General features: G+C 63.3%; 28 protein-coding genes, 1 tRNA gene and 1 pseudogene. 15 read left to right on the top strand and 15 right to left on the bottom strand.

Annotation, left to right across the window (positions count from 1 at the left end):
- Positions 1-8: 8 nt before the first annotated feature.
- Positions 9-2,306: a xanthine dehydrogenase family protein molybdopterin-binding subunit gene (locus A9D60_RS05100; protein ID WP_065266599.1), complete on the top strand. Its 2,298-nt coding sequence runs from the start codon at positions 9-11 to the stop codon at positions 2,304-2,306.
- Positions 2,284-3,360: a DUF2235 domain-containing protein gene (locus A9D60_RS05095; protein WP_065266598.1), complete on the top strand. Its 1,077-nt coding sequence runs from the start codon at positions 2,284-2,286 to the stop codon at positions 3,358-3,360. Before A9D60_RS05100 ends, A9D60_RS05095 begins: the two co-directional genes overlap by 23 nt.
- Positions 3,361-3,425: 65 nt before the next feature.
- On the opposite strand, the gene A9D60_RS05090 is transcribed toward A9D60_RS05095, so the two are convergent.
- The 3 genes from A9D60_RS05090 to metF all read right to left on the bottom strand — a co-directional run bounded on the left by A9D60_RS05090 (position 3,426) and on the right by metF (position 5,450).
- Positions 3,426-3,944, bottom strand: a complete 519-nt coding sequence (locus A9D60_RS05090) for a DUF2867 domain-containing protein (protein WP_065266597.1) — start codon at positions 3,942-3,944, stop codon at positions 3,426-3,428.
- An 87-nt stretch (positions 3,945-4,031) separates the two neighbouring features.
- Positions 4,032-4,517 carry a PaaI family thioesterase gene (locus A9D60_RS05085; protein WP_065266596.1) on the bottom strand — a complete coding sequence of 162 codons (486 nt, stop codon included), beginning with the start codon at positions 4,515-4,517 and terminating at the stop codon, positions 4,032-4,034.
- A 63-nt stretch (positions 4,518-4,580) separates the two neighbouring features.
- Positions 4,581-5,450: a methylenetetrahydrofolate reductase [NAD(P)H] gene (gene metF / locus A9D60_RS05080; protein ID WP_065266595.1), complete on the bottom strand. Its 870-nt coding sequence runs from the start codon at positions 5,448-5,450 to the stop codon at positions 4,581-4,583.
- A 98-nt stretch (positions 5,451-5,548) separates the two neighbouring features.
- Here metF and A9D60_RS05075 point away from each other — a divergent pair, with 98 nt between their 5' ends.
- Positions 5,549-6,454, top strand: a complete 906-nt coding sequence (locus tag A9D60_RS05075) for a LysR family transcriptional regulator (protein WP_065266594.1) — start codon at positions 5,549-5,551, stop codon at positions 6,452-6,454.
- Between the two features lie 97 nt (positions 6,455-6,551).
- On the opposite strand, the gene A9D60_RS05070 is transcribed toward A9D60_RS05075, so the two are convergent.
- Complete coding sequence (locus A9D60_RS05070; protein WP_065266593.1) at positions 6,552-7,571, bottom strand: NADP-dependent oxidoreductase; 1,020 nt, start codon at positions 7,569-7,571, stop codon at positions 6,552-6,554.
- A 192-nt stretch (positions 7,572-7,763) separates the two neighbouring features.
- Here A9D60_RS05070 and A9D60_RS05065 point away from each other — a divergent pair, with 192 nt between their 5' ends.
- Complete coding sequence (locus tag A9D60_RS05065; protein WP_065266592.1) at positions 7,764-8,549, top strand: inositol monophosphatase family protein; 786 nt, start codon at positions 7,764-7,766, stop codon at positions 8,547-8,549.
- 88 nt (positions 8,550-8,637) lie between these two features.
- Here the strand turns inward: A9D60_RS05065 and A9D60_RS05060 are convergent, their stop codons facing one another.
- From A9D60_RS05060 to putA, 3 genes are all read right to left on the bottom strand, one after another.
- Positions 8,638-9,021, bottom strand: coding sequence for a GFA family protein (locus A9D60_RS05060; RefSeq protein ID WP_065266591.1), 384 nt, complete (start codon positions 9,019-9,021; stop codon positions 8,638-8,640).
- A 194-nt stretch (positions 9,022-9,215) separates the two neighbouring features.
- Positions 9,216-9,986 carry a rhomboid family intramembrane serine protease gene (locus A9D60_RS05055; RefSeq protein ID WP_065266590.1) on the bottom strand — a complete coding sequence of 257 codons (771 nt, stop codon included), beginning with the start codon at positions 9,984-9,986 and terminating at the stop codon, positions 9,216-9,218.
- A 53-nt stretch (positions 9,987-10,039) separates the two neighbouring features.
- Complete coding sequence (gene putA, locus A9D60_RS05050; RefSeq protein ID WP_065266589.1) at positions 10,040-13,453, bottom strand: bifunctional proline dehydrogenase/L-glutamate gamma-semialdehyde dehydrogenase PutA; 3,414 nt, start codon at positions 13,451-13,453, stop codon at positions 10,040-10,042.
- Between the two features lie 125 nt (positions 13,454-13,578).
- Between putA and A9D60_RS05045 the strand changes: the two genes are divergently transcribed.
- The 4 genes from A9D60_RS05045 (at position 13,579) to A9D60_RS05030 (ending at position 15,812) form a co-directional block, all read left to right on the top strand.
- A complete protein-coding gene (locus A9D60_RS05045; protein ID WP_065266588.1) occupies positions 13,579-14,049 on the top strand; it encodes an Lrp/AsnC family transcriptional regulator in 471 nt (156 codons plus the stop codon).
- Positions 14,050-14,113: 64 nt separating this feature from the next.
- Positions 14,114-14,704, top strand: a complete 591-nt coding sequence (locus tag A9D60_RS05040) for a tetratricopeptide repeat protein (RefSeq protein ID WP_141117823.1) — start codon at positions 14,114-14,116, stop codon at positions 14,702-14,704.
- A 109-nt stretch (positions 14,705-14,813) separates the two neighbouring features.
- Positions 14,814-14,899: transfer RNA gene (locus tag A9D60_RS05035), tRNA-Leu, on the top strand.
- Positions 14,900-15,062: 163 nt separating this feature from the next.
- Entirely contained in the window at positions 15,063-15,812 is a 750-nt protein-coding gene (locus A9D60_RS05030; RefSeq protein WP_254656628.1) for a helix-turn-helix domain-containing protein, read from the top strand.
- Here the strand turns inward: A9D60_RS05030 and A9D60_RS05025 are convergent.
- The 6 genes from A9D60_RS05025 to A9D60_RS05000 form a co-directional block, all read right to left on the bottom strand.
- The gene (locus tag A9D60_RS05025) at positions 15,789-16,475 is read right to left on the bottom strand and encodes a hypothetical protein (RefSeq protein ID WP_175392894.1); all 687 of its coding nucleotides are present in this window, start codon (positions 16,473-16,475) and stop codon (positions 15,789-15,791) included. The two genes, A9D60_RS05030 and A9D60_RS05025, sit on opposite strands and share 24 nt — an antisense overlap.
- A 237-nt stretch (positions 16,476-16,712) precedes the next feature.
- Positions 16,713-17,177 (bottom strand): preQ(1) synthase, encoded by a 465-nt coding sequence (queF, locus tag A9D60_RS05020; protein WP_065266586.1) that lies wholly within the window; start codon positions 17,175-17,177, stop codon positions 16,713-16,715.
- A 16-nt stretch (positions 17,178-17,193) separates the two neighbouring features.
- Positions 17,194-17,904, bottom strand: coding sequence for a 7-carboxy-7-deazaguanine synthase QueE (queE, locus tag A9D60_RS05015; protein ID WP_065266585.1), 711 nt, complete (start codon positions 17,902-17,904; stop codon positions 17,194-17,196).
- On the bottom strand, positions 17,901-18,254 hold the full coding sequence (gene queD, locus A9D60_RS05010; protein ID WP_065266584.1) for a 6-carboxytetrahydropterin synthase QueD: 354 nt from the start codon (positions 18,252-18,254) through the stop codon (positions 17,901-17,903). Before queD ends, queE begins: the two co-directional genes overlap by 4 nt.
- Complete coding sequence (gene queC, locus A9D60_RS05005; protein ID WP_065266583.1) at positions 18,254-18,955, bottom strand: 7-cyano-7-deazaguanine synthase QueC; 702 nt, start codon at positions 18,953-18,955, stop codon at positions 18,254-18,256. Before queC ends, queD begins: the two co-directional genes overlap by 1 nt.
- Positions 18,956-19,108: 153 nt before the next feature.
- Complete coding sequence (locus A9D60_RS05000; RefSeq protein WP_065266582.1) at positions 19,109-19,999, bottom strand: LysR family transcriptional regulator; 891 nt, start codon at positions 19,997-19,999, stop codon at positions 19,109-19,111.
- Between the two features lie 110 nt (positions 20,000-20,109).
- Between A9D60_RS05000 and A9D60_RS04995 the strand changes: the two genes are divergently transcribed.
- The 3 genes from A9D60_RS04995 (at position 20,110) to A9D60_RS04985 (ending at position 22,181) form a co-directional block, all read left to right on the top strand.
- Complete coding sequence (locus A9D60_RS04995; protein ID WP_065266581.1) at positions 20,110-20,868, top strand: class II aldolase and adducin N-terminal domain-containing protein; 759 nt, start codon at positions 20,110-20,112, stop codon at positions 20,866-20,868.
- 23 nt (positions 20,869-20,891) lie between these two features.
- Positions 20,892-21,896 carry a sterol desaturase family protein gene (locus A9D60_RS04990; protein WP_065266580.1) on the top strand — a complete coding sequence of 335 codons (1,005 nt, stop codon included), beginning with the start codon at positions 20,892-20,894 and terminating at the stop codon, positions 21,894-21,896.
- Between the two features lie 96 nt (positions 21,897-21,992).
- A complete protein-coding gene (locus A9D60_RS04985; protein ID WP_019295553.1) occupies positions 21,993-22,181 on the top strand; it encodes a hypothetical protein in 189 nt (62 codons plus the stop codon).
- A gap of 6 nt (positions 22,182-22,187) precedes the next feature.
- Here A9D60_RS04985 and A9D60_RS04980 read toward each other — a convergent pair whose 3' ends face one another.
- Entirely contained in the window at positions 22,188-22,946 is a 759-nt protein-coding gene (locus tag A9D60_RS04980; protein WP_141117822.1) for an alpha/beta fold hydrolase, read from the bottom strand.
- A 103-nt stretch (positions 22,947-23,049) separates the two neighbouring features.
- On the opposite strand from A9D60_RS04980, the gene A9D60_RS04975 reads away from it, so the two are divergent.
- From A9D60_RS04975 to A9D60_RS04960, 4 genes are all read left to right on the top strand, one after another.
- Positions 23,050-23,415, top strand: a complete 366-nt coding sequence (locus A9D60_RS04975) for a hypothetical protein (RefSeq protein ID WP_065266578.1) — start codon at positions 23,050-23,052, stop codon at positions 23,413-23,415.
- 66 nt (positions 23,416-23,481) lie between these two features.
- Complete coding sequence (locus A9D60_RS04970) at positions 23,482-24,078, top strand: TetR/AcrR family transcriptional regulator (RefSeq protein WP_065266577.1); 597 nt, start codon at positions 23,482-23,484, stop codon at positions 24,076-24,078.
- Between the two features lie 93 nt (positions 24,079-24,171).
- Complete coding sequence (locus A9D60_RS04965) at positions 24,172-24,849, top strand: PspA/IM30 family protein (protein ID WP_065266683.1); 678 nt, start codon at positions 24,172-24,174, stop codon at positions 24,847-24,849.
- A 64-nt stretch (positions 24,850-24,913) separates the two neighbouring features.
- Positions 24,914-25,201 (top strand): hypothetical protein, encoded by a 288-nt coding sequence (locus A9D60_RS04960; RefSeq protein WP_065266576.1) that lies wholly within the window; start codon positions 24,914-24,916, stop codon positions 25,199-25,201.
- A 350-nt stretch (positions 25,202-25,551) separates the two neighbouring features.
- Here the strand turns inward: A9D60_RS04960 and glyA are convergent.
- Positions 25,552-26,056: pseudogene (gene glyA / locus A9D60_RS04955) on the bottom strand (serine hydroxymethyltransferase); the annotation flags it as partial.

Below are 26,056 nucleotides of genomic sequence, written 5' to 3'. Positions count from 1 at the left end.
GGGCGAGTATGGACAAATTCGGGAAAAGCCAGCCGGTAAAACGGGTCGAGGATGTAAGGTTCCTGACCGGCCAGGGCAACTATATCGAAGACGCAGCCCCCGCGGATGCCCTGCGCGCCTGGGTGCTGCGCAGCCCGGTGGCGCATGGGGTGATCACAGCGCTGCACACCGAAGACGCGCTGGAAGCAGACGGCGTCCATGCGGTAATCACCCTGGCGGATCTTGAGGCCGCTGGCATCAACGTTTCGATGGATGGCACAACGGTCAAGAACCGGGATGGCTCTGACGGGGCCTCGCCGGAACGCCCGATGCTGGCCCGCAACAAGGTGCGCTATGTCGGCGAGCCGGTTGCGGTGGTGGTCGCGGAGACTTTGGATCAGGCCCGTGACGCAGGCGAGCTGATCGAGTTGGAAATCGACGACCTGCCGGTCAAGCTGGACCTGATGCCCGGCGGTGAGCCCTTGCACGGCAGTGTGCCGGACAACAAGGCCTTTGACTGGGGCATGGGGGATGAGGCGGCCACCGAAGAAGCCTTCCGCACCGCCGCCCATACCGTCGCGCTGCAGGTCGAGGACAACCGGATCATGGTCAGCACCATGGAGCCGCGCGGCTGTTTTGCCGAATGGCAGCAGGGTCGGCTGCATTTCACCTTTGGCGGTCAGGGTGTTTGGGGCATGAAATCCCAGTTGGCAGCCAAGCTGGGGTTGAACGAGGATGACATCAAAGTCACCACGCCCGACGTCGGCGGTGGCTTTGGCATGAAGGCCTTTGCCTATCCGGAGTATTTCGCCGTGGCCCATGCCGCCACCGTGCTGAGCCGCCCGGTGTTCTGGATTGCTGACCGCACCGAGGCGATGCTGAGCGACAATGGCGGCCGCGATCTGACCTCGCTTGCGGAGCTGGCCTTTGACAAAGATCTGAAGATCACCGCCTACCGGGTCAGCACTCGCTGCAATCTTGGCGCCTACAACTCCCATTTCGGGCAGCCGATCCAGACCCAGCTGTTCAGCCGGGTGCTGGCCGGGGTCTATGACATCCAAACCGCCTGGCTGCAGGTGGAGGGGATCTATACCAACACCACCCAGGTGGACGCCTACCGCGGCGCCGGGCGGCCCGAGGCGATCTATGTGCTGGAACGGGCGATGGACCGTGCCGCGCGCGAGCTGGGCGTTGATCCCCTGGAACTGCGGCGGCGGAACTTCATCAAGCCTTCAGCGTTTCCCTACGGCACCGTGACCGGGGAGACCTATGACGTGGGCGATTTCGACAAAGTGCTGAGCCGGGCGGCCAAGGAGGCGGATCTGAAGGGATTCGCTGCCCGGCGCGCAGAAAATGGTAAACGCGGCAAGTACCGGGGCGTTGGGGTCTGTTACTATATCGAAAGCATTTTGGGCGATCCTTCAGAAGGCGCGGAAGTGGAGTTTCTGGAGGATGGCCGGGTGAACATCTATGTCGGCACGCAAAGCAACGGACAGGGGCATGAGACCGTCTATGCCCAGTTCCTGGCCGACCAGAGCGGTATTCCGGCGGACAGCATCCAGGTGATCCAGGGCGACAGCGACCGCATCGCCCAGGGCGGCGGCACCGGCGGCTCGCGCTCTGTCACCACTCAGGCCAACGCGACGCTGGCGGCGGTGGAAACCATGATTGCCGCCTTTACCCCGTTCCTGGCGGAAGAGATGGGGGTGGACGCGGACGCTGTGGAGTTCGATGGCGATACCTTCCGGGCGCCGGGGTCCAACCTGACCCCCACTATGCTGGAAGCGGCGGAGATGGCCCGCGCGCAAGGCCGCACTGATTTGCTGCGTCACGCGGCGCGGGCCCGGTTGCCGGGACGCTCGTTTCCGAACGGCGCCCACATTGCCGAAATTGTTATCGATCCGGAGACTGGAGAAGCCGGCGTGGAGCGCTACACTGTAGTGGACGATTTCGGTAATCTGATCAACCCGATGCTGGCCGAAGGCCAAGTGCATGGCGGGGTGGCGCAGGGGCTGGGACAGGCCATGCTGGAGCGGGTTGTCTACGATGAGGACGGGCAGCTGCTCACGGCTTCGTTCATGGACTATGCCTTGCCGCGGGCCAGCGGCGTCCCCATGATTGGATTCACCTCCGAGCCGGTGCCTTCGACACAGAACCCGATGGGGATGAAGGGCTGCGGTGAGGCGGGCACCGTCGGTGCGCTGGCAGCGGTTGCAAACGCGGTGCAGGACGCGGTCTGGGACCGCGGCGTGCGGCAGGTGGACATGCCGTTCACCACGCTGAGGATTTGGGAAGTGCTTAGGGATGTTTCTGAAGCTGCTGAGTAAAAGGGTTCTAGGGTGGCTTGGACGGCCGCTGCGCTCGGAACATTCCGGCGAAACCAAGCTGCGCGGGCCGCATGCCCATGTGATCATTCTGGATGGCACCATGTCGACGCTGGAGGCAGGACACGAAACCCACGCGGGCCAGCTGTACCGCCTGTGCCAGGAAATGGGCGGCCAAGTCTCGGTATTCTATGAATCCGGTGTCCAGTGGAAGGGGTGGGGCAGCGCTCCCGACGTGATGATGGGGCGAGGCATCAACCGGCAGATCCGCCGCGCCTACGGCTACCTTGCCTCCCGTTACCGTCCCGGCGACCGGATCTATCTGTTCGGCTATTCCCGCGGTGCCTATGCCGTGCGCTCTCTGGCCGGTGTGATTGACCGGATTGGCCTGTTGAAACCTGAACATGCCACCGTCCGCCATATCCGCACGGCCTACCGTCACTACCGGCTGAACGGGCGCTCCAATTCTGGCGCCGCCTTTACCGCGGCCCATTGCCACGACGCGGTCGAGATCGAGATGGTCGGCGTCTGGGATACCGTCAAAGCGCTGGGCCTGCGGTTGCCGCTGCTGTGGCGCTGGGCCGAACGGCAGCACAATTTCCACAACCATACCCTGGGACCGCATATCAAGAGCGGTTACCACGCCTTGGCGCTGGATGAGACACGTGACGTGTTCAGGCCGGTGCTTTGGGACTGCCCAAAGGGCTGGAGCGGCCATGTGGAACAAGTCTGGTTCCGTGGTGCCCATGGCGATGTCGGTGGTCAGCTGGGCGGCTACGAAGACGCGCGGCCGCTGGCCAATGTGTCACTGATCTGGATGCTGGAGAAGGCAGAGGAACGCGGTCTTCCGCTGCCGCTGGACTGGCGGATGCGGTTCCCTGTTGATCCTCAGGCGCCCTCTGTCGGTACCTGGCAGGGCTGGGCCAAGATATTTCTGCTGCGCAGCCGCCGCCGGGTTGGTCTGGACGCCAGCGAACGCTTGCACAGCAGCGTCGGTGCAGGCAGCCGGAAGGCGTCCGCAGCGGGCGGCTGGCTGGCAATGTTTTCCAAAACTTGAAGGCGGCCTGACAGCGGCCGGACCTGCATGGCACGACCGGTCCGCGGCGGCGTTAGGCCGTGGCGCTACCGGGAGGCAGTCTTGCGTTGTTCCAGCTCTTGTCTCAGCCGTTTCAAGGAGAGTGAAACAATCAGCTTGTGCGCCGGGCGGACGGGGAGCATGTAGATGCGGCCGAACAGGTTATGGGTCTTCACGGATGACGTGATGCTCAGCACGCCGCTGCTGCTGGTCACGCAGGTCATGACGTCCAGATGCCGGTCCCGCACGGTGAGGGTCAGAATCTGATCCGAGACTGCTTCCACCAGAAAGAAATCCAGCTTGTCGCCGGTCGAAACTTCCTGACGCTGCCGCCCGGAAAACCCGCCGATCCGCCTGACCCCGAACAGGGCGGAGATGGCGTCGCGCAGCCGGAAGGCCAGTTTCATCCCGGGCAGCGGGTGCTGGTGCATGATGTTCCAGGCCTCAAGCGGTGTGACCGGAACCGGCAGAACCAGTGACTGCGTATCAAGGAAATCAAGTTCCTTTGCCGGGGCCAGAACCTGGATGCGGGCGGTCGCGGCGCGGGCAAGGCTGTTTGGCGGCATGACCGGCCTTTCTGCGGTTTTTGATCTGCTAGCAGATACTTAGGCGGAAAGCCGAAGCAAACAAGAGCGCAGTAGGCGCCCGGGTGCTCAGTGCGGTGCGATTTGCATCACGATGCAGGTGGTGGAGCCGGTGGCATAGAGCCGCCCGTCCTCAATCCCGCGCAGCTCACCATGCGCCACACCGGTGGAGCGGCCAACATGGTCGATGCTGCCGGTGCAATCAATCGTGGTGCCCAGCGGGATCGGCCGCAGGATGTTGATCTTGTATTCCAGCGTTGTGTAGACCGCGCCCAGTGGCACTTTGGTCATCACCGCGCAGGCCATTGCGCTGTCCAGCAGTGTTCCATACCAGCCGCCATGCACCGTACCCATCGGATTGCAGACGTGAAACTCCGGCGTGCCGCGGAATACCACCTGGCCGTCCTCGACACTGCGCAGATGATAGCCGAGCGTTTCGGCAATTGGCGGGCCCGGCAGGCGGCCTTCCAGGATGCCGCGCATGAAGTCGAGCCCGGAAATCCGGGAGATCTGATCGATGGTCAGCAGGTCAGAGGGCTGTTTGGCGTAGAACATGGCGCGCGGGTCCTTGGCGGGCAGGTGCCGCCATTAGAAACCGCGCGCCTTCCGGCGCAACGCTTACGCCACGTTCTGAAGCGACACTTTTGGGGTGACACCCAGGGCGAAGCAAACGTCGCGGGTCAGTTCCGGCCGGTTAAGCGTATAGAAATGCAGCTTGTCCACACCGCCCTCCAGGAGGTCAGAGCACAGCTCGGTGCAAATCACCGTCGCCAGCAGTTCCTCGCGCCCGTCCCGCAGCGCCTTTTCAAAGGCATTCTCGACCCATTCGGGAATGACGGTGCCGCAGCGCTTGGCGAAGTTGCGGGCGCCTTTCCAGTTCTCGATCGGCAGGATGCCTGGGGTCAGCTTGGTGCCGTCAATCCCGGCCTTTTCGCAAGCGTCGCGGAAGCGGAAGAAGGTCTCTGCCTCGAAGAAGAACTGGGTCAGTGCCTCATCCGCGCCGGCATCCAGTTTGCGCTTCAGCCATTCCACGTCAGCGGCCTGATCAGCGGCTTCCGGGTGGCGGTCCGGATACGCGCCGACCTTGATGCTGAAATCGCCGCGTGCCTTCAGGCCTTCAATCAGCTCAACCGAATTGGCAAAGCCTTCAGGGTGCGGGGTGAATTTGCCTTCGCCTTTGGGCGGGTCGCCGCGCAGGGCGACAATCTCGGTCACGCCGGCCTCGGCAAACTGGTCTGCGATCTCCAGCGTTTCCGCTTTGGAGGCATTCACGCAGGTCAGATGCGCTGCCACATTCAAGCCGGAGGATTTGTGCAGCGTCGCCACCGCATCGCGGGTCAGGGTGCGGGTGGTGCCGCCAGCGCCGTAGGTGACGGAAACAAAACGCGGATCCATCGGAGAGAGGACCTGCACGGTGTCCCAAAGCCGGAAGGAGGCTTCGAGATTTTGCGGCGGGAAGAATTCAAAGGAAATCTTGGGCGTCGTCATCTCAGGTCTCTCACTAGGTTGATGTCACCTCTTGTTGCACGCGCAGCAATGTGAGACAATTTCATAATACTCAAGATTAACATGAGCGATCTGATAGGATGCATATCGAATTCCGCCATCTCCGCACCATCAAGGCCATCCATGAGGCCGGCGGTCTGGCCCGCGCTGCCGAGCAGCTGAACATCACCCAAAGTGCGCTGAGCCACCAGGTAAAGGGGCTGGAGGAACAGGCCGGCGTCGAGCTGTTCATCCGCCGCTCCAAGCCGATGAAACTGTCACCGGCAGGCCTGCGGTTGCTGCGACTGGCAGAGCAGGTCCTGCCGCAAGTCGAGGCCGCGCAAGCGGAATTTTCCTCTCTGAGGGACGGAAACACAGGCCGGATGCACATCGCCATCGAATGCCATGCCTGTTTCGAATGGCTGTTCCCGGTGCTGGAGGGGTTCCGCAAGAATTGGGGCGATGTGGATGTGGACATCCGCCCGGGCCTCGCTTTCGACGCGCTGCCCGCGCTGCTGAAGGAAGAGGTGGACCTGGTGGTGTCCTCCGATCCGGAGGACATCAACGGCGTCGATTTCATCGAGCTGTTTGACTACAACCCTGTCTTTGTCGCTTCGGCGCAGCATCCGCTGGCTGCGAAACCCTATGTGGAGGCGGAGGATTTCATCGGCCAGAACCTGATTACCTACCCGGTGGACAAGGTCCGGCTGGATGTGTTCAGCCAGCTGCTGATCCCCGCCGGTGTGGAGCCTGCCGCAATCCGGCAAGTCGAGCTGACGGCGGTGATCCTGCTGCTGGTTGCCTCCAACCGCGGGGTGTCCGTGCTGCCGGACTGGGTGGTGCGGGAGGTGAAATATTCCTCCGACTATGTGACCCGGCCGCTGACCAAATCCGGCATCACCCGCAGCCTTTACGCGGCAATCCGGACAGAGGACCGCGAGAAACCCTTCATGCAGGAGCTGATCCGGCTGGCCAAGGTCGAGGCGCGCAAGCTGCAGCATCAATAGAACCTGCCGCCTGCGGTGGCGCGAAGCGGCCTGCGCCCTTCCGGCGCCGGTGCCCGCTCCACGCGGTTGCGTGATCCGGCAGACGCAGCCGCCCGGCTCAGACCAGTTTGACGATCTGCTTGCCGGTATTGCCGCCCTGCATCATCGACAGGAAGGTCTTGGGCGCATTTTCAAGGCCCTCTGCGATGTCCTCCAGGTACTTGATTTCCCCGCTTGCGATCTTTGGGGCTGCTTCCTGCAGGAAGGCCGGGTAGCGGTCGTAGTGGTTGAAGATGATGAAGCCATTCACGGACAGGAACTTGGTCAGCACCGTCCGCCAGATGGCTGGGGCCGTCAGATCTGTCTCGGGACTATTATACCAGGCGATCATGCCGCAGACCGGGATACGGCCAAAGTTGTTCATCAGCGGCAGCACCGCTTCCAGCACCTTGCCTCCGACGTTTTCATAGTAGATGTCGATGCCGTCCGGGCAGGCGGCTGCCAGCGCTGCGCTCAACGCCTCTGCCGATCCCAGGGCGCGGTGGTCGAGGCAGGCGTCAAAGCCGAATGTCTCCACCGCCAGCTTGCACTTGTCCTCGCCGCCCGCGATGCCAACCACGCGCAGGCCTTTCTGCTTGGCCAACTGGCCGACCATGGAGCCGACCGGGCCGGTGGCGGCGGCAACCACAAGGGTTTCGCCTGGCTGCGGGCGGCCATAGGCGTCCAAGCCATGCCATGCGGTAAACCCCGGCATGCCGAGAACGCCAAGCGCTGTGGTGAGCGGTGCCATGTCCGGGTCCAGCTTGCGCAATTCCGAGGCTTTGGCGCTGGCATGGCTGGCCCAGCCGAACATGCCCAGGGCAAAGTCGCCGGGCTGGTAGTCCGGGCTGCCCGAGGCAACCACTTCCCCCACGCCGCCCGCAGTCATGGTCTCTCCGATCTCCACCGGCGACGCATAGGATTTTCCCGCATTCATGCGCCCGCGCATGTAGGGGTCCAGTGACATATAGTGAACCTTTACAATCACTTCTCCTTCGCCGGGCTGGGGCAGGTCCACGGTCTCGAGGCGGAAGTTTTCCTCACTGGCCTGGCCTTCGGGGCGGCTGGCCAGCACGATACGCTGCATCTGGTCGGGCATGGGGGCATTCCTTGTTCTGTTTGCAGCAAACACTGGCCGTGGCGGCGGCGGATTTCAACCGCTTGAACCGGCAGCGCCGCGGCGTCAGGCCGGATCAGCAGTTTCCGGCTTAACCCCTTGGCATTCCGGGGCAGGGCGCGTATAGGCACGCATTGACCCGGCATCTCCCCGACGTGACAGGATTCTGCAGACATGATTGGCAGCGCAAACCTCAATGTGATGATCAAGGCCGCCCGCAAGGCAGGCCGCTCCCTGGTGAAGGACTTCCGCGAGGTGGAAAACCTGCAGGTCTCGATGAAAGGCGCGGGCGATTTTGTCTCCAAGGCCGACATCGCCGCCGAGAAGATCATCAAGGAAGAACTGCGCAACGCCCGCCCGACCTATGGCTGGATCGCGGAAGAGGGCGGCGAGATCGAGGGCGAAGACCCCACCCGCCGCTGGATTGTCGACCCGCTGGACGGCACCACCAACTTCCTGCACGGGCTGCCGCACTGGGCAATCTCCATCGCGCTGGAGCACAAGGGCAAGATCGTCGCGGGCGTTGTCTATGACGCTGCCAAGGACGAGATGTTCTTTGCCGAAAAGGGCGCGGGCGCCTGGATGAATGACACCCGCATCCGCGTGTCGGGCCGTCACCGGATGATCGAGTCGATCTTTGCTACCGGGGTGCCATTCGGCGGCCGCGCCGACCTGCCGCTGACGTTGCAGGACCTGGCGCGCCTGATGCCCGCCTGCGCCGGCGTGCGCCGCTGGGGCTCTGCCGCACTGGACATGGCCTATGTGGCTGCCGGCCGCTACGAGGGTTTCTGGGAACGCCGCCTGAACGCTTGGGACCTGGCCGCAGGCATCATCATCGTGAAAGAGGCCGGCGGCCTCGCCGAGGCGATCGACCCGGAAGCAGGCATCATCGACAGCGGTTCGGTGGTTTGTTCGAACGAGCCGATCTTCGAGAACTTCGCCAAGGTGATCCGCGGCTGATTACGCCTGGAGCTGTACGCACTGGAAACGCGGCCATTGAGCCGCGTTTTTTGATTTACGGGCGGCGCTGCCGGGCCTGCCGGCAGGATCACTGATCCGACGGATGATTCACCCCGTCGTTCCACTGGATCTCGCCATAGGTTTCCGGATGGGTCCGCGGATTGGCGCCCTCGATACAGCCCAGGTTGACGCCGCACTCCTTCGGGTCGGACCGGCGCTGGTGGTGAGTGTAGATGCCGCAGGTCTTGCAGAAATAGTGTTTCGCCGTATGAGTGCCCCAGGTGTAGAGGCTGAGGTTCTCCGCCCCTTTCAGCACCTGCAGGCTGGAGGTCAGGGCCGTCACGGCCGCCGCCCCGCGACGCAGGCAGAAGGAACAATCGCAGCGCGCGGCAGAGGCGAGGCCCTCAGGAAATTCAGCCTCTATCTCAACGGCGCCGCAGTGGCAGGTGGCTCTCAATCGTGTCACAGCCATTCCCCTTGATTGGCAAGTTTTGAGTAAATACTTCGATAATTCCCCGTAAACTTCTCCGGACCAGATCTACCATTACCTGACCCCGATGCCCGTCGGGGTGGCGGCCTGCGTTTTAATCAGTAGCCTGTTCCCATGGTTCCGCAGGCCGTCTTGATACTTCCTTCCTGAAAGCGAACACCGGACTGCGGGGCGCTTCATTTCCCCCATGGCCCCGGATCACGCTTCTTTCGCGGCAGTTTCGGGATGCGGCTGGCGGAGTAGTCGTACTCATTCTCAGGGTGTGGCGGAGTGCCATGCGTCCGGTTCCAGAATGCCGGGCCGCCGCGGCGCAGCCACAGGGGCAGGCACAGGATCAGACCGACCGCAAAGCCGCCGGCATGGGCCCAGTAGGCGACGCCGCCCTGGTCAGGATCAGAGCCGAGGCCGCCAAAGAACTGCATCATCAGCCAGACACCCAGCATGACGAAGGCGGGGATTGTGAAGATGCGGAAATAGACGATCAGGATCAGCAGAATATCGACGCGGGCCTTGGGGTACATCAGGAGGTAGCCGCCCATCACGCCTGCAATCGCACCGGAGGCCCCGATTGTGGGCACCATCGACCCTGGTGCGGACATCACATGGATCAGCCCCGCGCCAAACCCGCTGAGAAGGTAGAACAGCAGAAAGGGCAGGTGGCCCATCTCCTCTTCCAGGTTGTCGCCAAAGATCCACAGGAACAGCATGTTGCCGCCCAGGTGCATCAGCCCGCCGTGGATGAACAGGGAAGTGAAAAGCGTTTCATACCCGTAGCCGCTGCTGATCTCGGCAGGCACCACCGCATAGGCGTCATAGAAATACTGCAGCGCACGGGGCGAAACGTAGCTGGCGGAATAGTAGATATAGGCCAGTACATTCGCGGCAATCAGCGCGTATACGACATAGGGCCGGCGGCCGGACGGGTTGTGGTCGCGGATCGGAAACATGGGGGAACGCTGGGCCGGAAACGGCCCAGCGTCAAGTGCTTAGCGCGAACAGCTCAGGCCATGCCGCCCAGCAATTGGGCGTTGCCGCCGGAGGCGGTGGTGTCGACGCAGACGTGGCGCTCGGCCAGCACGCGGGCGCGGTCGGGCTTGCCCGGGATCAGCGGCACGATTGCACCGTCGCGCTTGGCAAGGCTTTGTTCGATCTCGCGGCCTGTAGCTTCGTCGCCCCACCACAGCACCCCGGCGATGCCCTGGATGCTTTCCAGCTGGCGCATATCAAGCAAACCGTGCGCCTCAATCGCGGTGCCACCGAGGCTGATCACTTCTTTGGCCTGGGCCGCCGCGGCCTCCGCCCCCGGCCCCATGCACAAGAGCGGCGGGCGGGCAGAGACTGTCAGGCGGTTCGATTCACCGGTCGGGCCGGGCAGGGAGGTTGTGACCGGCTGCGAGGGCACGCCGCTTGGCGCCTTCAGGTCGGTGATGTTGCTGTCCCAGCTGTTTGCGCTGGACTGGCGGTCCGGCGCGCAGAAGCGGCTGAGGTAAAGCGGGCCGCCAGCCTTGGGGCCGGTGCCTGACAACCCCTCGCCGCCAAACGGCTGGCTGCCGACGATGGCGCCGATCTGGTTGCGGTTCACATAGATGTTGCCCGCATGCACCCGGTCGCAGACATGCTGCACCCGGTCATCAATGCGGGTGTGCAGCCCGAAGGTCAGCCCGTAACCGGTGGCGTTGATGTCGGAAATCACCTGATCCAGCTGCTGCGACTTGAACCGTGCGACATGCAGAACCGGGCCGAAGATTTCCTCTTCCAGCGCACTGATGCCGGGTACCTCGATCATAGTGGGCGCGACAAAGGTGCCGCCCTGCGGCGCGCGCATTTCCTTCAGCACCCGGCCCTCGGCGCGGGCCTTGTCAATGTGGGCCAGGATGCCCGCGCGGGCGCCCTCGTCAATCACCGGGCCGCTGTCGGTGGACAGGTGCCAGGGATCATCCAGCTGCAGGCAGTCCATCGCGCCTTTCAGCATCTTCAGCACGTTGTCGGCAATGTCGACCTGCAGATACAGGCAGCGCAGCGCTGAGCAACGCTGGCCGGCCGACTGGAAGGCGCTTTCGATCACCGCCTGCACCGCCTGTTCCGGCAGCGCGGTGGAGTCGACGATCATCGCGTTCAGCCCGCCGGTTTCCGCAATCAGCGGCGCGCCCGGCTGCAGATTGTCAGCCATCGCCTTGCGGATGCGCAGGGCGGTGGCGGTGGAGCCGGTGAAGGCGACGCCGTTCACGCGCGGGTCGGAGGTGATGGCCGCCCCGACCACGCTGCCGCGGCCCGGCACCAGCTGCAGGGCGCTGCGCGGCACCCCGGCCTCATGCATCAGCTGCACGGCACGGTGGGCGATCAGCGGCGTCTGGTCGGCGGGTTTTGCCAGCACCGCGTTGCCTGCGGCCAGAGCGGCCGAGACCTGGCCGGTGAAGATCGCCAGCGGGAAGTTCCAGGGCGAGATGCAGGAGAAGATGCCGGCGGGCGGCGCATCAGGGATGCGGGCCGCATAGTAGCGCAGGAAATCCACCGCTTCGCGCAGTTCGGCAACCGCATCAGGGATGGTCTTGCCGGCCTCGCGGGCGAGGATTGCGAACAGCTCGCCGAAGTTTTCCTCATAGAGGTCAGCGGCTTTGTTCAGGATCGCGGCGCGCTCGGATGCCAGGGCGTCCCACGGGTCGGCCAGCGCCAGCGCCAGCTCGATATCCTCGGAACTGCACTGGGCGACAGTGCCCACGACGCTCTGGTCGGTGGGGCTGGTTACATCCTTGGCTTCTTCCGGCTGGGCGTCACCCGCCAGCAGCGGCGCGGCTTCCCACTGGTGGCTGCGCCAGGGCGCGCGGGCCTTTTCGATCTTTACCAGCGTCGGGGCGTGGCCCAAATCGAACCCTTTGGAGTTCGGGCGTTCCGGCGCGTACAGCTCCGGCCCCGTCGGGATCTTGCGGGTCACATCTGCGATTGCCGCAAACGGATCGGCCGCCACCACCTCTGGCGGCACGTTGTCGTCCACGATCTGGTTCACAAAGGAGGAGTTGGCACCGTTTTCCAGCAGGCGGCGCACCAGATAGGCCAGCAGGTCGCGGTGGGCGCCAACGGGTGCGTAGATCCGGCAGTTGGTCTTGTTCTGCTCCAGCACCATCTGGTGCAGGGTCTCGCCCATGCCATGCAGGCGCTGGAACTCATACCGTTCGTTGCCGACCCCTTCGGCCATATGCAGGATGGCGGCGACGGTGTGGGCGTTGTGGGTGGCGAACTGCGGATAGATCCGGTCCGTCATGCCCAGCAGCTTGCGGGCGTTGGAGATATAGGACACATCGGTCAGCGGCTTGGAAGTGAAGACAGGGAAGCCGTCCACGCCCTCCACCTGGGCGCGCTTGATCTCGGTGTCCCAATAGGCGCCCTTGACTAGCCGCACCATGAAGCGGCGGTCGTATTTTTCAGCCATTTCATGCAGCGCGTCGATAGCAAGCCCGGTGCGAGGGCCATAGGCCTGCACCACCACGCCAAAGCCATCCCAGCCCGCCAGCGCGGGGTCAGAGACCACGGCCTCGATCACCTCCAGCGACAGCGATAGGCGGTCGGCTTCCTCGGCATCGACGTTGAGGCCCATCTTGGCCGCCTTCGCCAGCAGCGCCAGTGCCTTCAGGCGCGGCACCAGCGCTTCCATCACGCTGTGCTCATGCGCCAGCTCATAGCGCGGGTGCAGTGCCGACAGCTTGACCGAGATGCCGGGGTTCCTGCGGATGTCATCGCTGTTGCAGGCGGCTGCAATGGCGGAGATCGCCTTGGAATAGGCCAGGTGATAGCGCGAGGCGTCGGCCTCGGTCCGGGCGGCCTCGCCCAGCATATCGTAGGAATAGGTGTAGCCCTTGGCCTCCATCCCGGCGGCGCGGTTCATCGCGCTCTCGATGGTCTCGCCCAGCACGAACTGGCGGCCCATCTCCTTCATCGCACGGCTGACAGCGGTGCGGATCACCGGTTCGCCCAGGCGTTTGATGGCACCGCGCAGGGCGCCGATCGGGCTGCGTTCCTCGTCCAGCACCTTGCCGGTCAGCATCAGTGCCCAGGTGGAGGCATTGACCAGAGAGGAGGTCGATTTGCCCAGATGCTTGCCCCAGTCGGAGGGAGCGATCTTGTCTTCGATCAGCGCGTCGATGGTATCGGCATCCGGCACCCGCAGCAGCGCTTCGGCCAGGCACATCAGCGCGACGCCCTCATCGGTCGACAGGCCGTATTCGGCCAGGAACACCTCCATCAAACCCGGCGCCGAATGGCCGCGGATATCACGCACCAGCGCGGCGGCGTTGGCGCAGATCTTCTTGCGGTCAGCATCGGTGAGGGCGGCCTGGGCCACCAGCTGGTCGCGCATCGCGGTTTGATCGGCATAGGTGCCGGCGTCGATCCGGTAGCGCAGCTTGGTTTGAGCGGTCATGCGGGGAACTCCACAAAAGGTGTGCAGGGCTTTTGTTGAGAATACACCCTTTCCGAAAGGACAATCGCCTAAAGATGTGATAGATGCAGGTCAAATGAGTAAAAAATAAACTCAGGAAAGTCCAAATGAACTCCATTGATCTTGATCGTTACGACCGGGCGATTCTGAACGTGCTGAGCGAGGACGGACGCATCTCCATCGCCGATCTTGCGCGGCGGATTGGACTGTCGAAAACCCCGACCCAGACCCGGCTCAAGCGGCTGGAGGCGGAGGGCATCATCACCGGTTACCGGGCGCTGGTGGACCCGATCCGGCTGGGGCTGGACCACGTGGCCTTTGTCGAGGTGAAGCTGGACGACACCCGCGAGGCGGCGCTGGCCAAGTTCAACGCTGCGGTGGCGCGGCTGCCTGAGATCGAGCAGGCGCATATGATGGCTTCGCATTTCGACTACCTGCTGAAGGTGCGCACCCGTTCAATGACGGATTACCGGGCGGTGCTGGGGGAGAAGATCTCCTCGCTGCCGCATGTGGCCTCCACCTCCACCTATGTGGCGATGCAGGCAGTCAAGGAAGACGGCGTGCTGGGGCCACTTTAGGGGACCATGCGGGGTTACACGTCCAGTTGACTTGATTGAAACCGCATTTGTGCGAGCATGGGACATGTTTCTTGCACTGTTCCGCCCCCCGTTTTCTCTTGTTGCAGCTTTCATTGCAGCGACTTTTCCAGCCCACGCATCGGACTGCCCTGATGCGCCCGACCACAGCACCCCGCTGGAGGCGCTGATGGAAGAGGTGCAGGAAGCCGAAAGTGAAACCCAGGCGCGGGAAATCGCCAACCGGATGTGGGAATACTGGGCCGATGCGCCAAATGCGCAGGCGCAGGCCATGCTCGACCGTGGCATGACCAAACGCTCCGCCTTCGATTTCCTCGGCGCGCTGGCGGACTTCGATCAGCTGATCGCCTATTGCCCGGACTACGCCGAGGGCTACAACCAGCGCGCCTTTGTGCACTACTTGCGCCGGGATTTCGCCGCGGCCCTGACGGATCTGGACCGGGCCTTGGACCTGTCGCCACGCCATATCGCCGCCATGAGCGGGCGGGCGCTATCGCTTTATGGTCTTTCTCGGCTGGAGGAAGCGCGCGAAGCATTGACCGCGGCGCTGGCACTGAACCCCTGGCTGCCGGAACGCTATCTGGCAGAGCCCGGCGGGCCGCTGGCACCGCCCGGCACCGGGGATGTGGAGTTGTAGCGCTGCCCGCTCTGCGCGAAATTTTTTCCGGTCTGGCCGAAAACACATTGTCCGCGTGAAATCAGGAGGCTAGACCTGCGTCCAAGGTGCCGCGATCCGGCGCCTGTGTGCGGACGTGGTGGAATGGTAGACACCGGAGACTTAAAATCTCCTGGCCGTATGGCCGTGCGGGTTCGAGTCCCGCCGTCCGCACCAGCTTTCTCCAGATAATTGCGGCGCTGCCCTAAAGACTGCCTTCTGTTCTCTCTGCGGTACCGCGCCGGGTTGCGGTCCCAGCGCCTTTTTGATGGCGTTTCACCTGTTCGCGCTGGGATTGCGTTGCTGTGACGATAATTTTGTGCAAGATGTTTCGCGGAATGTGAAAGATCCGGCACATATGGCGCTCATCCACGAGAAAATCGCGGCTCTTCTGGAGGATATGAACCTGTCCAACCGGCAGGCGGCGCTGAAGTGCGGCATCCCCTATGGCACCTTCAACAGCGCGCTGAAGCATGAGCGCGAGATCGGCTGGAGCACGCTGGACGCGCTGGCGCGCGGTCTGGGGGTGTCGTTCCACTACTTCTCTTCCGAGACCGCGGGGCTGGAGCTGCTGCCGGATATCCGTGCGGACGCGGCTGCCGTGAAGGCGTTCGAGATTCTCAATACCCGGCTGCAGGCCGCTGCCAGAACCCGCCAGTACAGCGGCTGCGACGTGTCATTGCAGGATTTCCTGGACTGGTGGTTTGCCAACAGCGGCCGCCTGGAAGGCTTTGACCGGCTGCAGCACGCGGTCGACATGTTCAACCCGCCGGATGCGGAGCAGAACCGCATCCAGCCGATCCGCTCCGGTCCGGCCAGCCTAGCCTCTATCTGCTTTGAAGTCTCCGACAGCAACCAGCTGCGCAGCACGCTGAACGGATTCAGCGACAAGGTGAACGCCGATCTGGTGATGGCCCACAGTGAGGCCATCAGCCGGGGCGAGCCGGTGATCACCCATCCTTCGCTGGACGTGAAACTGCTGAATGGACGCCGCTTCACCCGCCAGTACCGCCGGGTGCTGGCACCCGTCTATCTGCCTGACGGCAAGCTGCTGGTGGTCAATTTCTCACAGGACATCAAAACCGGCTAGGTCGCTCTGCAGCATATGCTCCATCTCCAGCCGGGGCGCGCCGACAAACCATTCGGTGCTGCTGCGCACCTCCGGTTCCGGGGCGCGCCATTTCTGCGCCCTTGGGATGGCGCGGGTGAAGCCATAGACCAGGTCCAGCCGCGCCTGCATGTGGCGGTCGGGGATAAAGGCATAGATCCAGTCCACATCCCATTTCTGGATTGCCAGGATCTGAAAGATCCGCATGAAGGGCGCCAGCCTCTCCGCCCGCCGCCCGCGGTGACCGGGCAGAAAGGTCAGCTCACCCACATAGGCCAGTCGCCCGCGCACTTCGCGTGCCAGCGGCTCGGCCACGCTTTCCACTCCACCGCCGGCATCATTGGGAAACTGGTGGCGCGAGGTGCGCAGCAGGTACTCCGCCAGCGTCTCCCGGCCCAGGTCCTGCAGCATCGAAGCCGCACCGCCGATATAGCTGTCGCCGTCCTTCAGGAACAGCCAGAAGGCCGAGTTTTCGGTGTGGTCGGCCCGTTCGATGGCAAACCCCGGCATCTGGAACTGACGTCCTGACGAGGCGGCGGCCTCCGGCACTTTCTCGAAATCGGTGAACATTTCAACCTGCAGACCTGCCTGCGAAAGCGCCTGTAGATAGCCCGAAAGCGTTTTCCCCAAGTCCAAAGAGTTCATCATAGTCCCCCGTCATTTTGTTATCTGCCCGGGCTTGCCGGATCCCCGAATGGCTTCGCCAGGCGGGGCAGGACCACTAAACTCAAAACTACTTTTGCGGTAAATTGTTTGTTTCTTCAGGCTTCGCTGCAATCAGCCGCAGAGGTGTTACGCTGGCGGGCCCGGTTTTGTTTTTTAATAAGAAAAGCCCGGCAGATGTGCTGCCGGGCTGAGAAACAAAAGGTGCTTTGGGTTGTGTCAGCCGCGACCGCGGTAGGGCGGCACGCCCTGGTCCGGGATCCATACGCCTTCGGGCATCGGGCCGGTCTGCCAGAACACATCAATCGGAATGCCGCCGCGCGGGTACCAGTAGCCGCCGATGCGCAGCCACTGCGGCTCCAGGAAGTCCGCAAGGCGGCGGGCGATGGAGACGGTGCAGTCCTCGTGGAAAGCGCCGTGATTGCGGAAGGAGGTGAGGAACAGCTTCAGCGACTTGCTCTCCACCAGCCAGTCGCCCGGCACATAGTCGATGACCAAGTGGGCAAAATCCGGCTGGCCGGTCATCGGGCAGAGCGAGGTGAACTCCGGCGCGGTGAAGCGCACGTTGTAGGCCACGTCGCTTTGCGGGTTCTGCACCCGCTCCAGTTCCGCTTGTTCCGGGCTTTGCGGCACGATGGTGTCGCCGCCCAGCTGTTTCAGATTGCTGTAGATGCTGTCAGACATGTCAGTTTCCTTGTCTTCAGACGCCGCGCTTGTTGCCCCAGACCAGCACATGCAGCTGGGGCAGGACGCGGGGGGTGAACCAGCTGTCGCCGGTCACTTTTTCAATCAGCCACAAGAGGCGTTCGGTGGCCTGGTTAAGATCAACCGGCAGCTCCGGGTCGACCTCCGGGTTGCCGGGCTGCAGGTACAGCGGCAGCTCCGGGTGGCGCTCTGCGGCATCTTTTGCCCAGGCATAATCGGTATCGTTAAATACCACGATTTTCATCACCGTCTGACCGCAGCCCTGAGCCTGATGCAGGCAGCGGGTGAACTTGTGCCAGTCGGTCTTTTCGCCGCTGGAGGGCGGTTTGGGGCTCAGCACCAGCGTGTCCAGCGCACCGAACCAGGGCTGGGAAACCGACCCCTGCGTCTCGCAGGCAAAGCGGTAGCCTTCTTCCTTGCCGATGGCGATCACCTGGGCAAAGTTCTGGATAGCCGGGTTGCCGCCGGAGATCGAGACGGTCAGCGGCTTGCCGCCGGACAGGCGGCGCACCTCTGCCATTACCTCCTCAGCCGTCATCACCGCCCAGTCACGCCGGTTGGCGCTGTCGACCGCGTGCATGCTGTCGCACCAGGAGCAGCGGTAATCGCAGCCGCCCGCGCGCACAAATACCGTGGGTTCCCCGATCAGCGCGCCTTCGCCCTGGATGGTGGGGCCAAAGATTTCCGCGATGCGCAAAGTCGTCATGGCCGGTACTCTGCCCAGGTTTTGGGGGTTTCGGAGACCTTAACGGCAGTGACTTCCGGCCAGCGCGCATGGCACCAGTCATAGAAATGCCTGGCCATGTTCTCCGCCGTCGAATGCCCCTCCAGCACATCGTTCAGATGACGGTGGTCGAAGGTGCCGTCGATGTAGTCCTTCAGCGGCTTCAGCTCGTGATAGTCGCGCACAAATCCGTCGCTGTTCAGCTCTTTCGCCGCCAGTTCCACCACAACGACATAGTTGTGCCCGTGCAGCCGGGCGCATTGGTGGTCCGTCGGCAGGTGCGTCAGCTGATGGGAGGCGGAGAAGTGAAACTCCTTGGTGATCCGGAACATCAGGCGCCGTCCTTGGCGGCAATCGCCGCTTTCCAGAACTCCGGGTCGGCATAGTCCGTCGGATCCTCGACACCGGCCAGATGGAAGGCTTCGCGCCGCTCCACACAGGTGCCGCAGCGCCCGCAGTGCTTGTCGCCGCCCTTGTAGCAGGACCATGTGTCGGCAAAGGGAGTGTTGTGTTTGGCGCCCGCGGTGACGATGTCGCCCTTGGTGCGGTGCACAAAAGGCGTATAGAGGCGCACGTCAGCATAGCCATCCAGCGCTGCCCGCTGCATGGCGTCAAACGCCTCTGTAAAGGCCGGGCGGCAGTCCGGATAGATGAAGTGATCCCCGCCATGCACCGCGGTGGCCACGGCGTCATCGCCATTGGCGGCCGCAATGCCATAGGCGATGGCCAGCATGATCGCGTTCCGGTTCGGCACCACGGTGACCTTCATGGTCTCTTCCTCGTAGTGGCCGTCCGGCACGTCGATGTCATCGGTCAGGGCAGAGCCGGAAAGCGCGGCGCCGATGCCGCGCATGTCGATGATGTCATGCGGCACACCCAGCCGTTTGGCGGCGGCGGCGGCATAGTCCAGTTCCTTCTTATGGCGCTGGCCGTAGTCAAAGGAGACAAGACGGGTCAGCTGATGTTCCTCAGCGACCATATGGGCAAGCGAAACGGAATCCAGCCCGCCCGAGCAGATAACGATAGTTTTCATTTTTGAACCCTTGTTTTGATGACCGGGTAGGCTGCGACCGGTGCCGCGCGTGTAGCAGTATGGCGGGAATGGCGCAAGCGGCGGGCGCATTGAGAACATTCCGCAGGACTTGTCGGGAAAATTTGAAAATGGCTGTCTGACGGGCCGGATGTCTTAAACCGGCGGCAGTTCCCCCTCCAGCCACTCCAGAAACGCCCGTGATGCCGGGGTGCTTGCATGGCTGGGTGGCGGCATCAGAAAATAGTTCTCCAGCAATTCGGCCGAGTGATCGCTGACCCGGATCAGCTGGCCGCTCTCCAGCAGCCCGCCCGCCAGCGTGTCATGGGACATGGAGATGCCGGCCCCGTTCAGTGCCGCAGTCATGGCAATCACGTAGGTGGAGGCCAGGTTGATCTCGTGATTGCGGTCAAACGGAAGATCTTGCGACTTGAACCAAGCGCCCCAAGACCCTGTCACGCCAGCACAATCCAGCAGCGTTGCGGTGCTGAAGTCCACTTTTCCATCCTGATAGCCCGGTGCGCAGACCGGGTAGAACTGGTCGTAGGTCAGCCGTACAGCCGCCGCCGACATGTCATTCGGGCGGCCAAAGCGGATCTCGGTCCCGGCAGAGGCTGCATGGCGCTCCGGGTCCCAGATCGGCGTCACGATGTTCAGCACCAGCCAGGGGAACTTCTGGTACAATCGCGGCAGACGCGGCGACAGCCAGAAGACTGAGAATGCCATGTTGCACTGCAAGACCAGATGCCGCCCCTGGTCGCCGCCGGTAAAGGCCTGGGTGCCGGCCGCAATCAGCTCAAAGGCCTCGCGCACGATGGGCATGTAGTTCGCCCCGGCCTCGCTGAGTTCCAGTGCGCGGGTTTTGCGGATGAACAGCTCCCGGCCCAAAAAATTCTCCAGGCTGCGCACATGCTGGCTGATCGCCGATTGGGTCAGGTTCAGCTCCGCCGCGGCGCGGGTGAAGGACAGGTGCCGGGCGCTGGCCTCAAAGGCGCGCAGCCAGGTGAGCGGGGGCAGGGAGGAGGAAGGCGATCCGGGAGACGGCATGGATGCAAGACCTATGCATTAGTTTAGTTAATGCATAGCGGCTGAATCAATCGTTTGTCAGCAGGAATTTCGGCTGGCACCACTAAGAAAAGCGGATTTGGAGGCCCAAGATGAACAAGCAAGCGGAACTGAGCCCGAACCTCACCCATTGGCAGGAGCGCGTCGACATGGCCGCGGCCTTCCGCTGGACCGAGCGGCTGGATATGCACGAAGGCGTCGCCAACCACTTCAGCCTGGCGGTGAATGAGGATGGAACCCAGTTCCTGATGAACCCCAATCAGGCGCATTTCCGGCGCATCAAGGCCTCGGACCTGCTGTTGCTGGATGCCAATGACCCCAAGACAATGGATCGCCCCGATGCGCCGGACCCGACCGCCTGGGGCCTGCACGGCTCAATCCACCGGCTCTGCCCGCATGCCCGTTGCGTGATGCATGTGCATTCGATCCACGCCACCGTGCTGGCCTGTCTCGCCGACAGCACCCTGCCGCCGATCGACCAGAATACTGCCACCTTCTACAACCGCTATGTGGTGGATGGCGATTTCGGAGGGCTGGCGTTTGAGGACGAGGGCGCCCGCTGTGCCTCGATGCTGACCGACCCTAAGGTCAAGGTGATGATCATGGGCAATCACGGGGTGCTGGTGATCGGCGACAGCGTCGCGGATACCTTCAACCGGCTCTATTACTTCGAGCGCGCCGCCGAGACCTATATCCGCGCCCTGCAAACCGGTCAGACGCTGCGGGTGCTGAGCGACGAGATTGCCGAGAAAACCGCGCAGGAACTGGAGGATTATCCGGATCAGGCTGAGCGCCATCTGGCAGAGCTGAAGGCGATCCTCGACGATGAAGGCTCCAACTACGCAAGCTGAGCGCCAGCATGGGAGGCGGCACAATGGACGGAATCGTGCACACCGCGGAACGCGACCGGGAAGCCGAGCGCTGGCACTACCACCCCAAGGGGCCGGTGCCGCTCAACCCGCTGTTCAGCTGGCCGCCGCGCCCGGCGGCGGTCCTGCGCTGGTACCGCGGCGCCTGGATGGAGATCACATCGCTGACGCTCTGCTTCCTGCTGGCACTGGCGATCTATGCCTGGATGCTGCCGCCGCTGGCAGAGATGGGTGAATTCCGCCCCGGCTGGATGCTGCAGGTCTGGCTGGCCAACCTGCTGCCGCAGGCCGCAGTGGCAGGCTGCCTGCACTGGTGGCTCTACATGCGCAAGGGCCAGGGGATGCAAAAGAAGTTCGACAAACGCGACCTGTCGCGCGGCAACGGCACCTTCGCCTTCAAGAACCAGGTTCTGGACAACATCTGGTGGACGCTGGGCAGCGCGATTACCGTGGCCACCGTCTATCAATGGGGCATCTACTGGCTGATGGCCAACGGCTGGGTGCCAGTGGTGACATTTGCGGAGGCGCCGGTGTGGTGCGTGGTCTGGATGCTGTTCATTCCAATGTGGTCCGGCCTGCATTTCTACTGGGTGCACAGGCTGGAGCATCACCCGAAGCTCTACAAACACGTGCATGCGGTGCACCACCGCAACGTCAACATCGGGCCGTGGTCAGGGATTTCAAACCACTGGTATGAAAACCTGCTCTACTTCACCACCTATTTCATCCACCTGGTCGTGCCTTCGCACCCGCTGCATCTGGCCTTCCATGCGATGTTCCAGCAGATCAGCCCGGTTCTGTCGCACTCCGGTTTCGAGCGGGTGATCGCCAAGGAAACCGAGGCCGCCAAGGCCGGCGATTTTTTCCACCAGTTGCACCACCGCTATTTCGAATGCAACTACGGCACCTCGGAGATCCCCTTTGACAAGTGGTTCGGCACCTACCACGACGGCTCCGCCGCCGCGACTGAGCGGACCCGGGCCTACAAGAAGCAGATGTACACCCGCTAGAATTGCGTCGCGGGTAAGCTGATCAGGATCAAGGCGTATATATTCGCGAATCCCTATGCCTGTGTGCAGGACAGTCAAAGGCATAGGAGAAAGCCCATGTTGCGCCTTGCATCCATCCTCTATTCGCTGATCGGCAGCAGCCTGGCAGGGGCCGGGGTGATTGCAGTTCTGGCGGCCGGGCTTGTAACCACACAGGCAATTCTTGCGGCCGCAGCCGCTGGTGCAGTGCTGGCTCTGCCGGTGGCCTGGCTGGTGGCAAAACAGCTCTACGCCCGCGGCGCCTGACGAGCGTCAGGCGTTCAGGAACACCCGCGCGGCGGCCTCGAACTCCCGCGGCTTCTCGGCGTGCAGCCAATGGCCCGCGCCGGGCAGCTTGGCAAAACGGGCATTGGGGAAGCGCGCGCGGATCTCTTCGCGGTGCTCCGGCAGCACATAGTCCGATTCCGATCCTGACAGGAACAGGGCAGGGCCGTCCCAGGCGGAGTCTGTCTGCGGGAAGGACATGATGTTCGGCATCTGATCCGCCAGCGTGTCCAGGTTCAGCTTCCAGCGCTTGTTCGGCAGGTCCAGCGACTGGGTGAAGAAGCTCTGCAATGCAGGCTCAACCCCGGCCTCCGACAGCTGCGCAGCGGCCTCGGGGCGGCGCTCGATGGTCTCCAGATCCAGCGACTTCATCGCGTGGATATACTGGATCTGCGTGTGCCCGTAGGCGACCGGTGCGATGTCGGCGACCACCAGCTTGCGCACCGCTTCAGGGTGGTTCAGCGCCAGCATCATCGCCGCCTTGCCGCCCATCGAATGGCCGATCACATCCATCTGCCCGCCATGGGCCGCGATCACCTCTGCCAGATCCCCGGCTAGCTCTGGATAGGTGTGGCTGTCCGCACGCGGGCTGTCGCCGTGGTTGCGCATGTCTACTGCAACCACCTGCCGCTCATCCGACAGACGCTTAGCGATGACGCCCCAGTTGCGGGCAGAGCCATAGAGGCCATGGGCAATCAGGAGCGGAGTTTTCGAGGTGGCAGAGCCATGAGTGATCGTGTTCAGCATAAGCACTTGATAGCGGCGCAGGCGGAGGCTTGCCACCCCCATTGAGGCAGCCGCGGGTGCAGGCTAGGGTAGCGCTACAGCGCAGCAAGGGGAGAGTGCCAGAATGGCCGCCAGCCTGGACCAGGATATCGAAGACATCCGCACCCTCCTGAAGGAGCGCGAGCACGCCTCCGGCGACCTGACAGCTGCGCTGAAACACGTCCGCCGCCGCATCCCGCGGCGGGTCTACAAGCAAGGCATGCGGCTGGCAGCCGCGCTGCCGCTGCTGGCGCACCCCAAACTGCGGATGACGGTGGACGAAAAGCCTCTGCAGGGCGCCGCCCGCGAGGTAAAGGCGCATCTGCAGAAAATCGACCTTGCCGACCGCCGCAAAGGCTTCTGGCTCGGCGTCCTTGGCAGCATGGCCTTTTCCATCCTCTGCGTGCTGATCCTGCTGGTGGTGGTGCTGCGCTGGCGCGGCCTGATCTGATTTCCCGCTTTACCCCGTGTCTGCCGACTGTATTTTGAACACAGTTCAAGACAAAGGCAGGACGCCATGGCAGGCAAAGTGGAAGCGCGCAAAGCGGCGCTGCGGCAGAAACTGGTGGAAGCGGCGGAGATCCGTATCGCGCGCGACGGGGCAGGGGCGCTGCGCGCCCGCGATCTGGCGCAGGATGCGGGCTGCGCGGTCGGGGCGATCTATAACGCCTACGATGATCTGACCGCCATCATCATGGCGGTGAACGGGCGCACCTTTCAGAAACTGGGCGCCGCGGTTGAGGCTTCGGTGGCGGGCGCAGAAGACGAGCCGCCGACCCGCCGCCTAATCCTGATGAGCAACGCCTACCTGCAGTTTGCGGTGGAAAACACCAACCTCTGGCGGGCCATGTTCGACCTGCGGATGACGGCTGAGGAGAAAGCGCCGGAGTGGTACCTGACCGCGCTGGATGACCTGTTTGCCAATATCGCCAGGCCCGTGGGTGAACTGTTCCCGGACAAGGACGCAGGCGAGGCGTCCCTGATGGTGCGGGCATTGTTCTCTGCCGTCCACGGCATCGTGCTCCTGGGGCTGGAGCAGCGCATCTCAGGCGTGCCGCCGGAACGCATCGAGCAGATGATTGCCCAGGTGCTGGAGCAAATCGGCGGCAAGTGATTTTTGAACATCGTTCAAGAAAATACTTGAACACCGTTCAAGTCGTTGCTACATGATTCTCCGTGAACGATGTTCATGTTTGCGGAGGAAGCAATGTTCAACACTCTGAAGACCCTGATCACCGGCGCCAATGCCCGGGCAGAAGAGCAGCTGCGCGAGACCTACTCGATCGAGCTGATCTCCCAGAAGATCCGCGAGGCGGACGCCAATCTGAAGGCTGCCAAGCTGACGCTGGCCAGCCTGATCCAGCGCCAGCGCGCGGAGCAGCGCCAGGTGGACACCCTGGAGGAGCGCATCCGCGACCTGATGTCCCGGGCAGGCGAGGCGCTGGAAGGCGGCCGCGAGGATCTGGCCCGCAGCGCCGCCCAGGCAGTGGCCGACATGGAGAACGAGCTGGCGGTGCGCCGCCAGACCCTGGACCGGCTCGACACCCGTATTCTGCAGCTGCGCCAGTCGGTGGAAACCGCCAGCCGCCGCATCACCGACCTGAAGCAGGGCGCGATTGCCGCCCGCGCCACCCGGCGCGAGCAGGACCTCCAGCGCCGCCTGCACCGCCACACCGGCGGCGACAGCCCGGCGGAGGAGGCCGAGGCGCTGATCCGCGACGTGCTGCAGCGCGACGACCCCTTCGAGCAGGGCGAGATCCTGCGCGAGATCGACGGCGAGCTGTCGCGCACCACCATTGCCGACGATCTGGCTGACGCGGGCTTTGGTCCCCGCAGCCGCAGCACTGCCGCCGACGTGCTGAGCCGCCTCAAGCCCAAGGACTGACCCGACCTTTTTCATTTCACGCGGCCCGCCGGGCCGATCCCACTGAATTTACCGGAGAAAACACATGTATACCGATAACACCGACAACAAGCTGATCATTCTGCTCAACACTGCCGGCGTTGCCATTGCCTATGGCATGCTGGGGATTTCGCTTTGGCTCTCGACCGACGTGCCGCTGGCGACCAAGGGCTATTGGGGCATGGCCGTGCTGCTGCTGACGCTGAGCCTCATCAACGTGGTGAAATACCGCTTCGACCACCGCTCCAGCGAGGACCGCATCCGCAAGATCGAGGATGCCCGCAACGAAAAACTGCTGGAAGATGCGCTGATGGACAGCAAGCAGGACTTCTGAGCTCAGCTAGGCCGCTCCTGGCCGAAAGCCGCCCGCCGGATATGCGGGCGGCTTCTTTTTTACCGCAGTTACCGTGCGTTGACCGCATTGCGAAGCCAGCCGCTCCCGCCCCCTTCCTGCCTGCAGTCATTGCGCGCGCAGGGGAGCACGGGGAGGGCGGATTAACGCTGCGTACGCTGATGTAATATACTGTTAATAAAAGAGGTTTCGCAGTGAAACCCCCTTTCGGTGACGCCTGTTTCCTGTCGGCTGGCCGCTTTTTGCAGCGCGCAGTCAAAATTTGCCTGCCAAAGCAAAACCGCCGCGGCTTTTGGGCCGCGGCGGTTTCATGTGTTCAGTCCCGGATGGGATTACAGGTTCGGATAGAGCGGGAACTTGGCGCAGAGGTCCGCGACCTTGGCGCGCACCGCCGCTTCCACATCCGCATTGCCCTCTTCGCCGTTGGCCGCCAGCCCGTCGATCACCTCGATGATCAGGTCGGCGATCTGGCGGAACTCCGCCTCGCCGAAGCCGCGGGTGGTGCCGGCCGGGGTGCCCAGGCGCAGGCCGGAGGTCACGGTGGGCTTTTCCGGGTCAAACGGGATGCCGTTCTTGTTGGTGGTGATATGGGCGCGGCCCAGCGCCTTGTCGGCGATGTTGCCGGTGACGCCCTTGGGGCGCAGGTCCACGAGCATCACATGGGTGTCGGTGCCGCCGGTCACGATGTCCAGGCCGCCCTGGATCAGCTGGTCCGCCAGTGCTGCCGCGTTGGCGCGGACCTGCTTCTGGTAGGCCTTGAACTCCGGCTTCAGCGCCTCGCCGAAGGCTGCCGCCTTGCCTGCGATCACATGCATCAGCGGGCCGCCCTGGATGCCC

Origin of the sequence: Leisingera sp. JC1 (assembly GCF_001679925.1) — a bacterium.
Taxonomy (GTDB): Bacteria; Pseudomonadota; Alphaproteobacteria; order Rhodobacterales; family Rhodobacteraceae; genus Leisingera.
The sequence above is the reverse complement of the archived record's forward strand: the minus strand, read 5'-3'. Positions and strand labels throughout refer to the sequence as shown.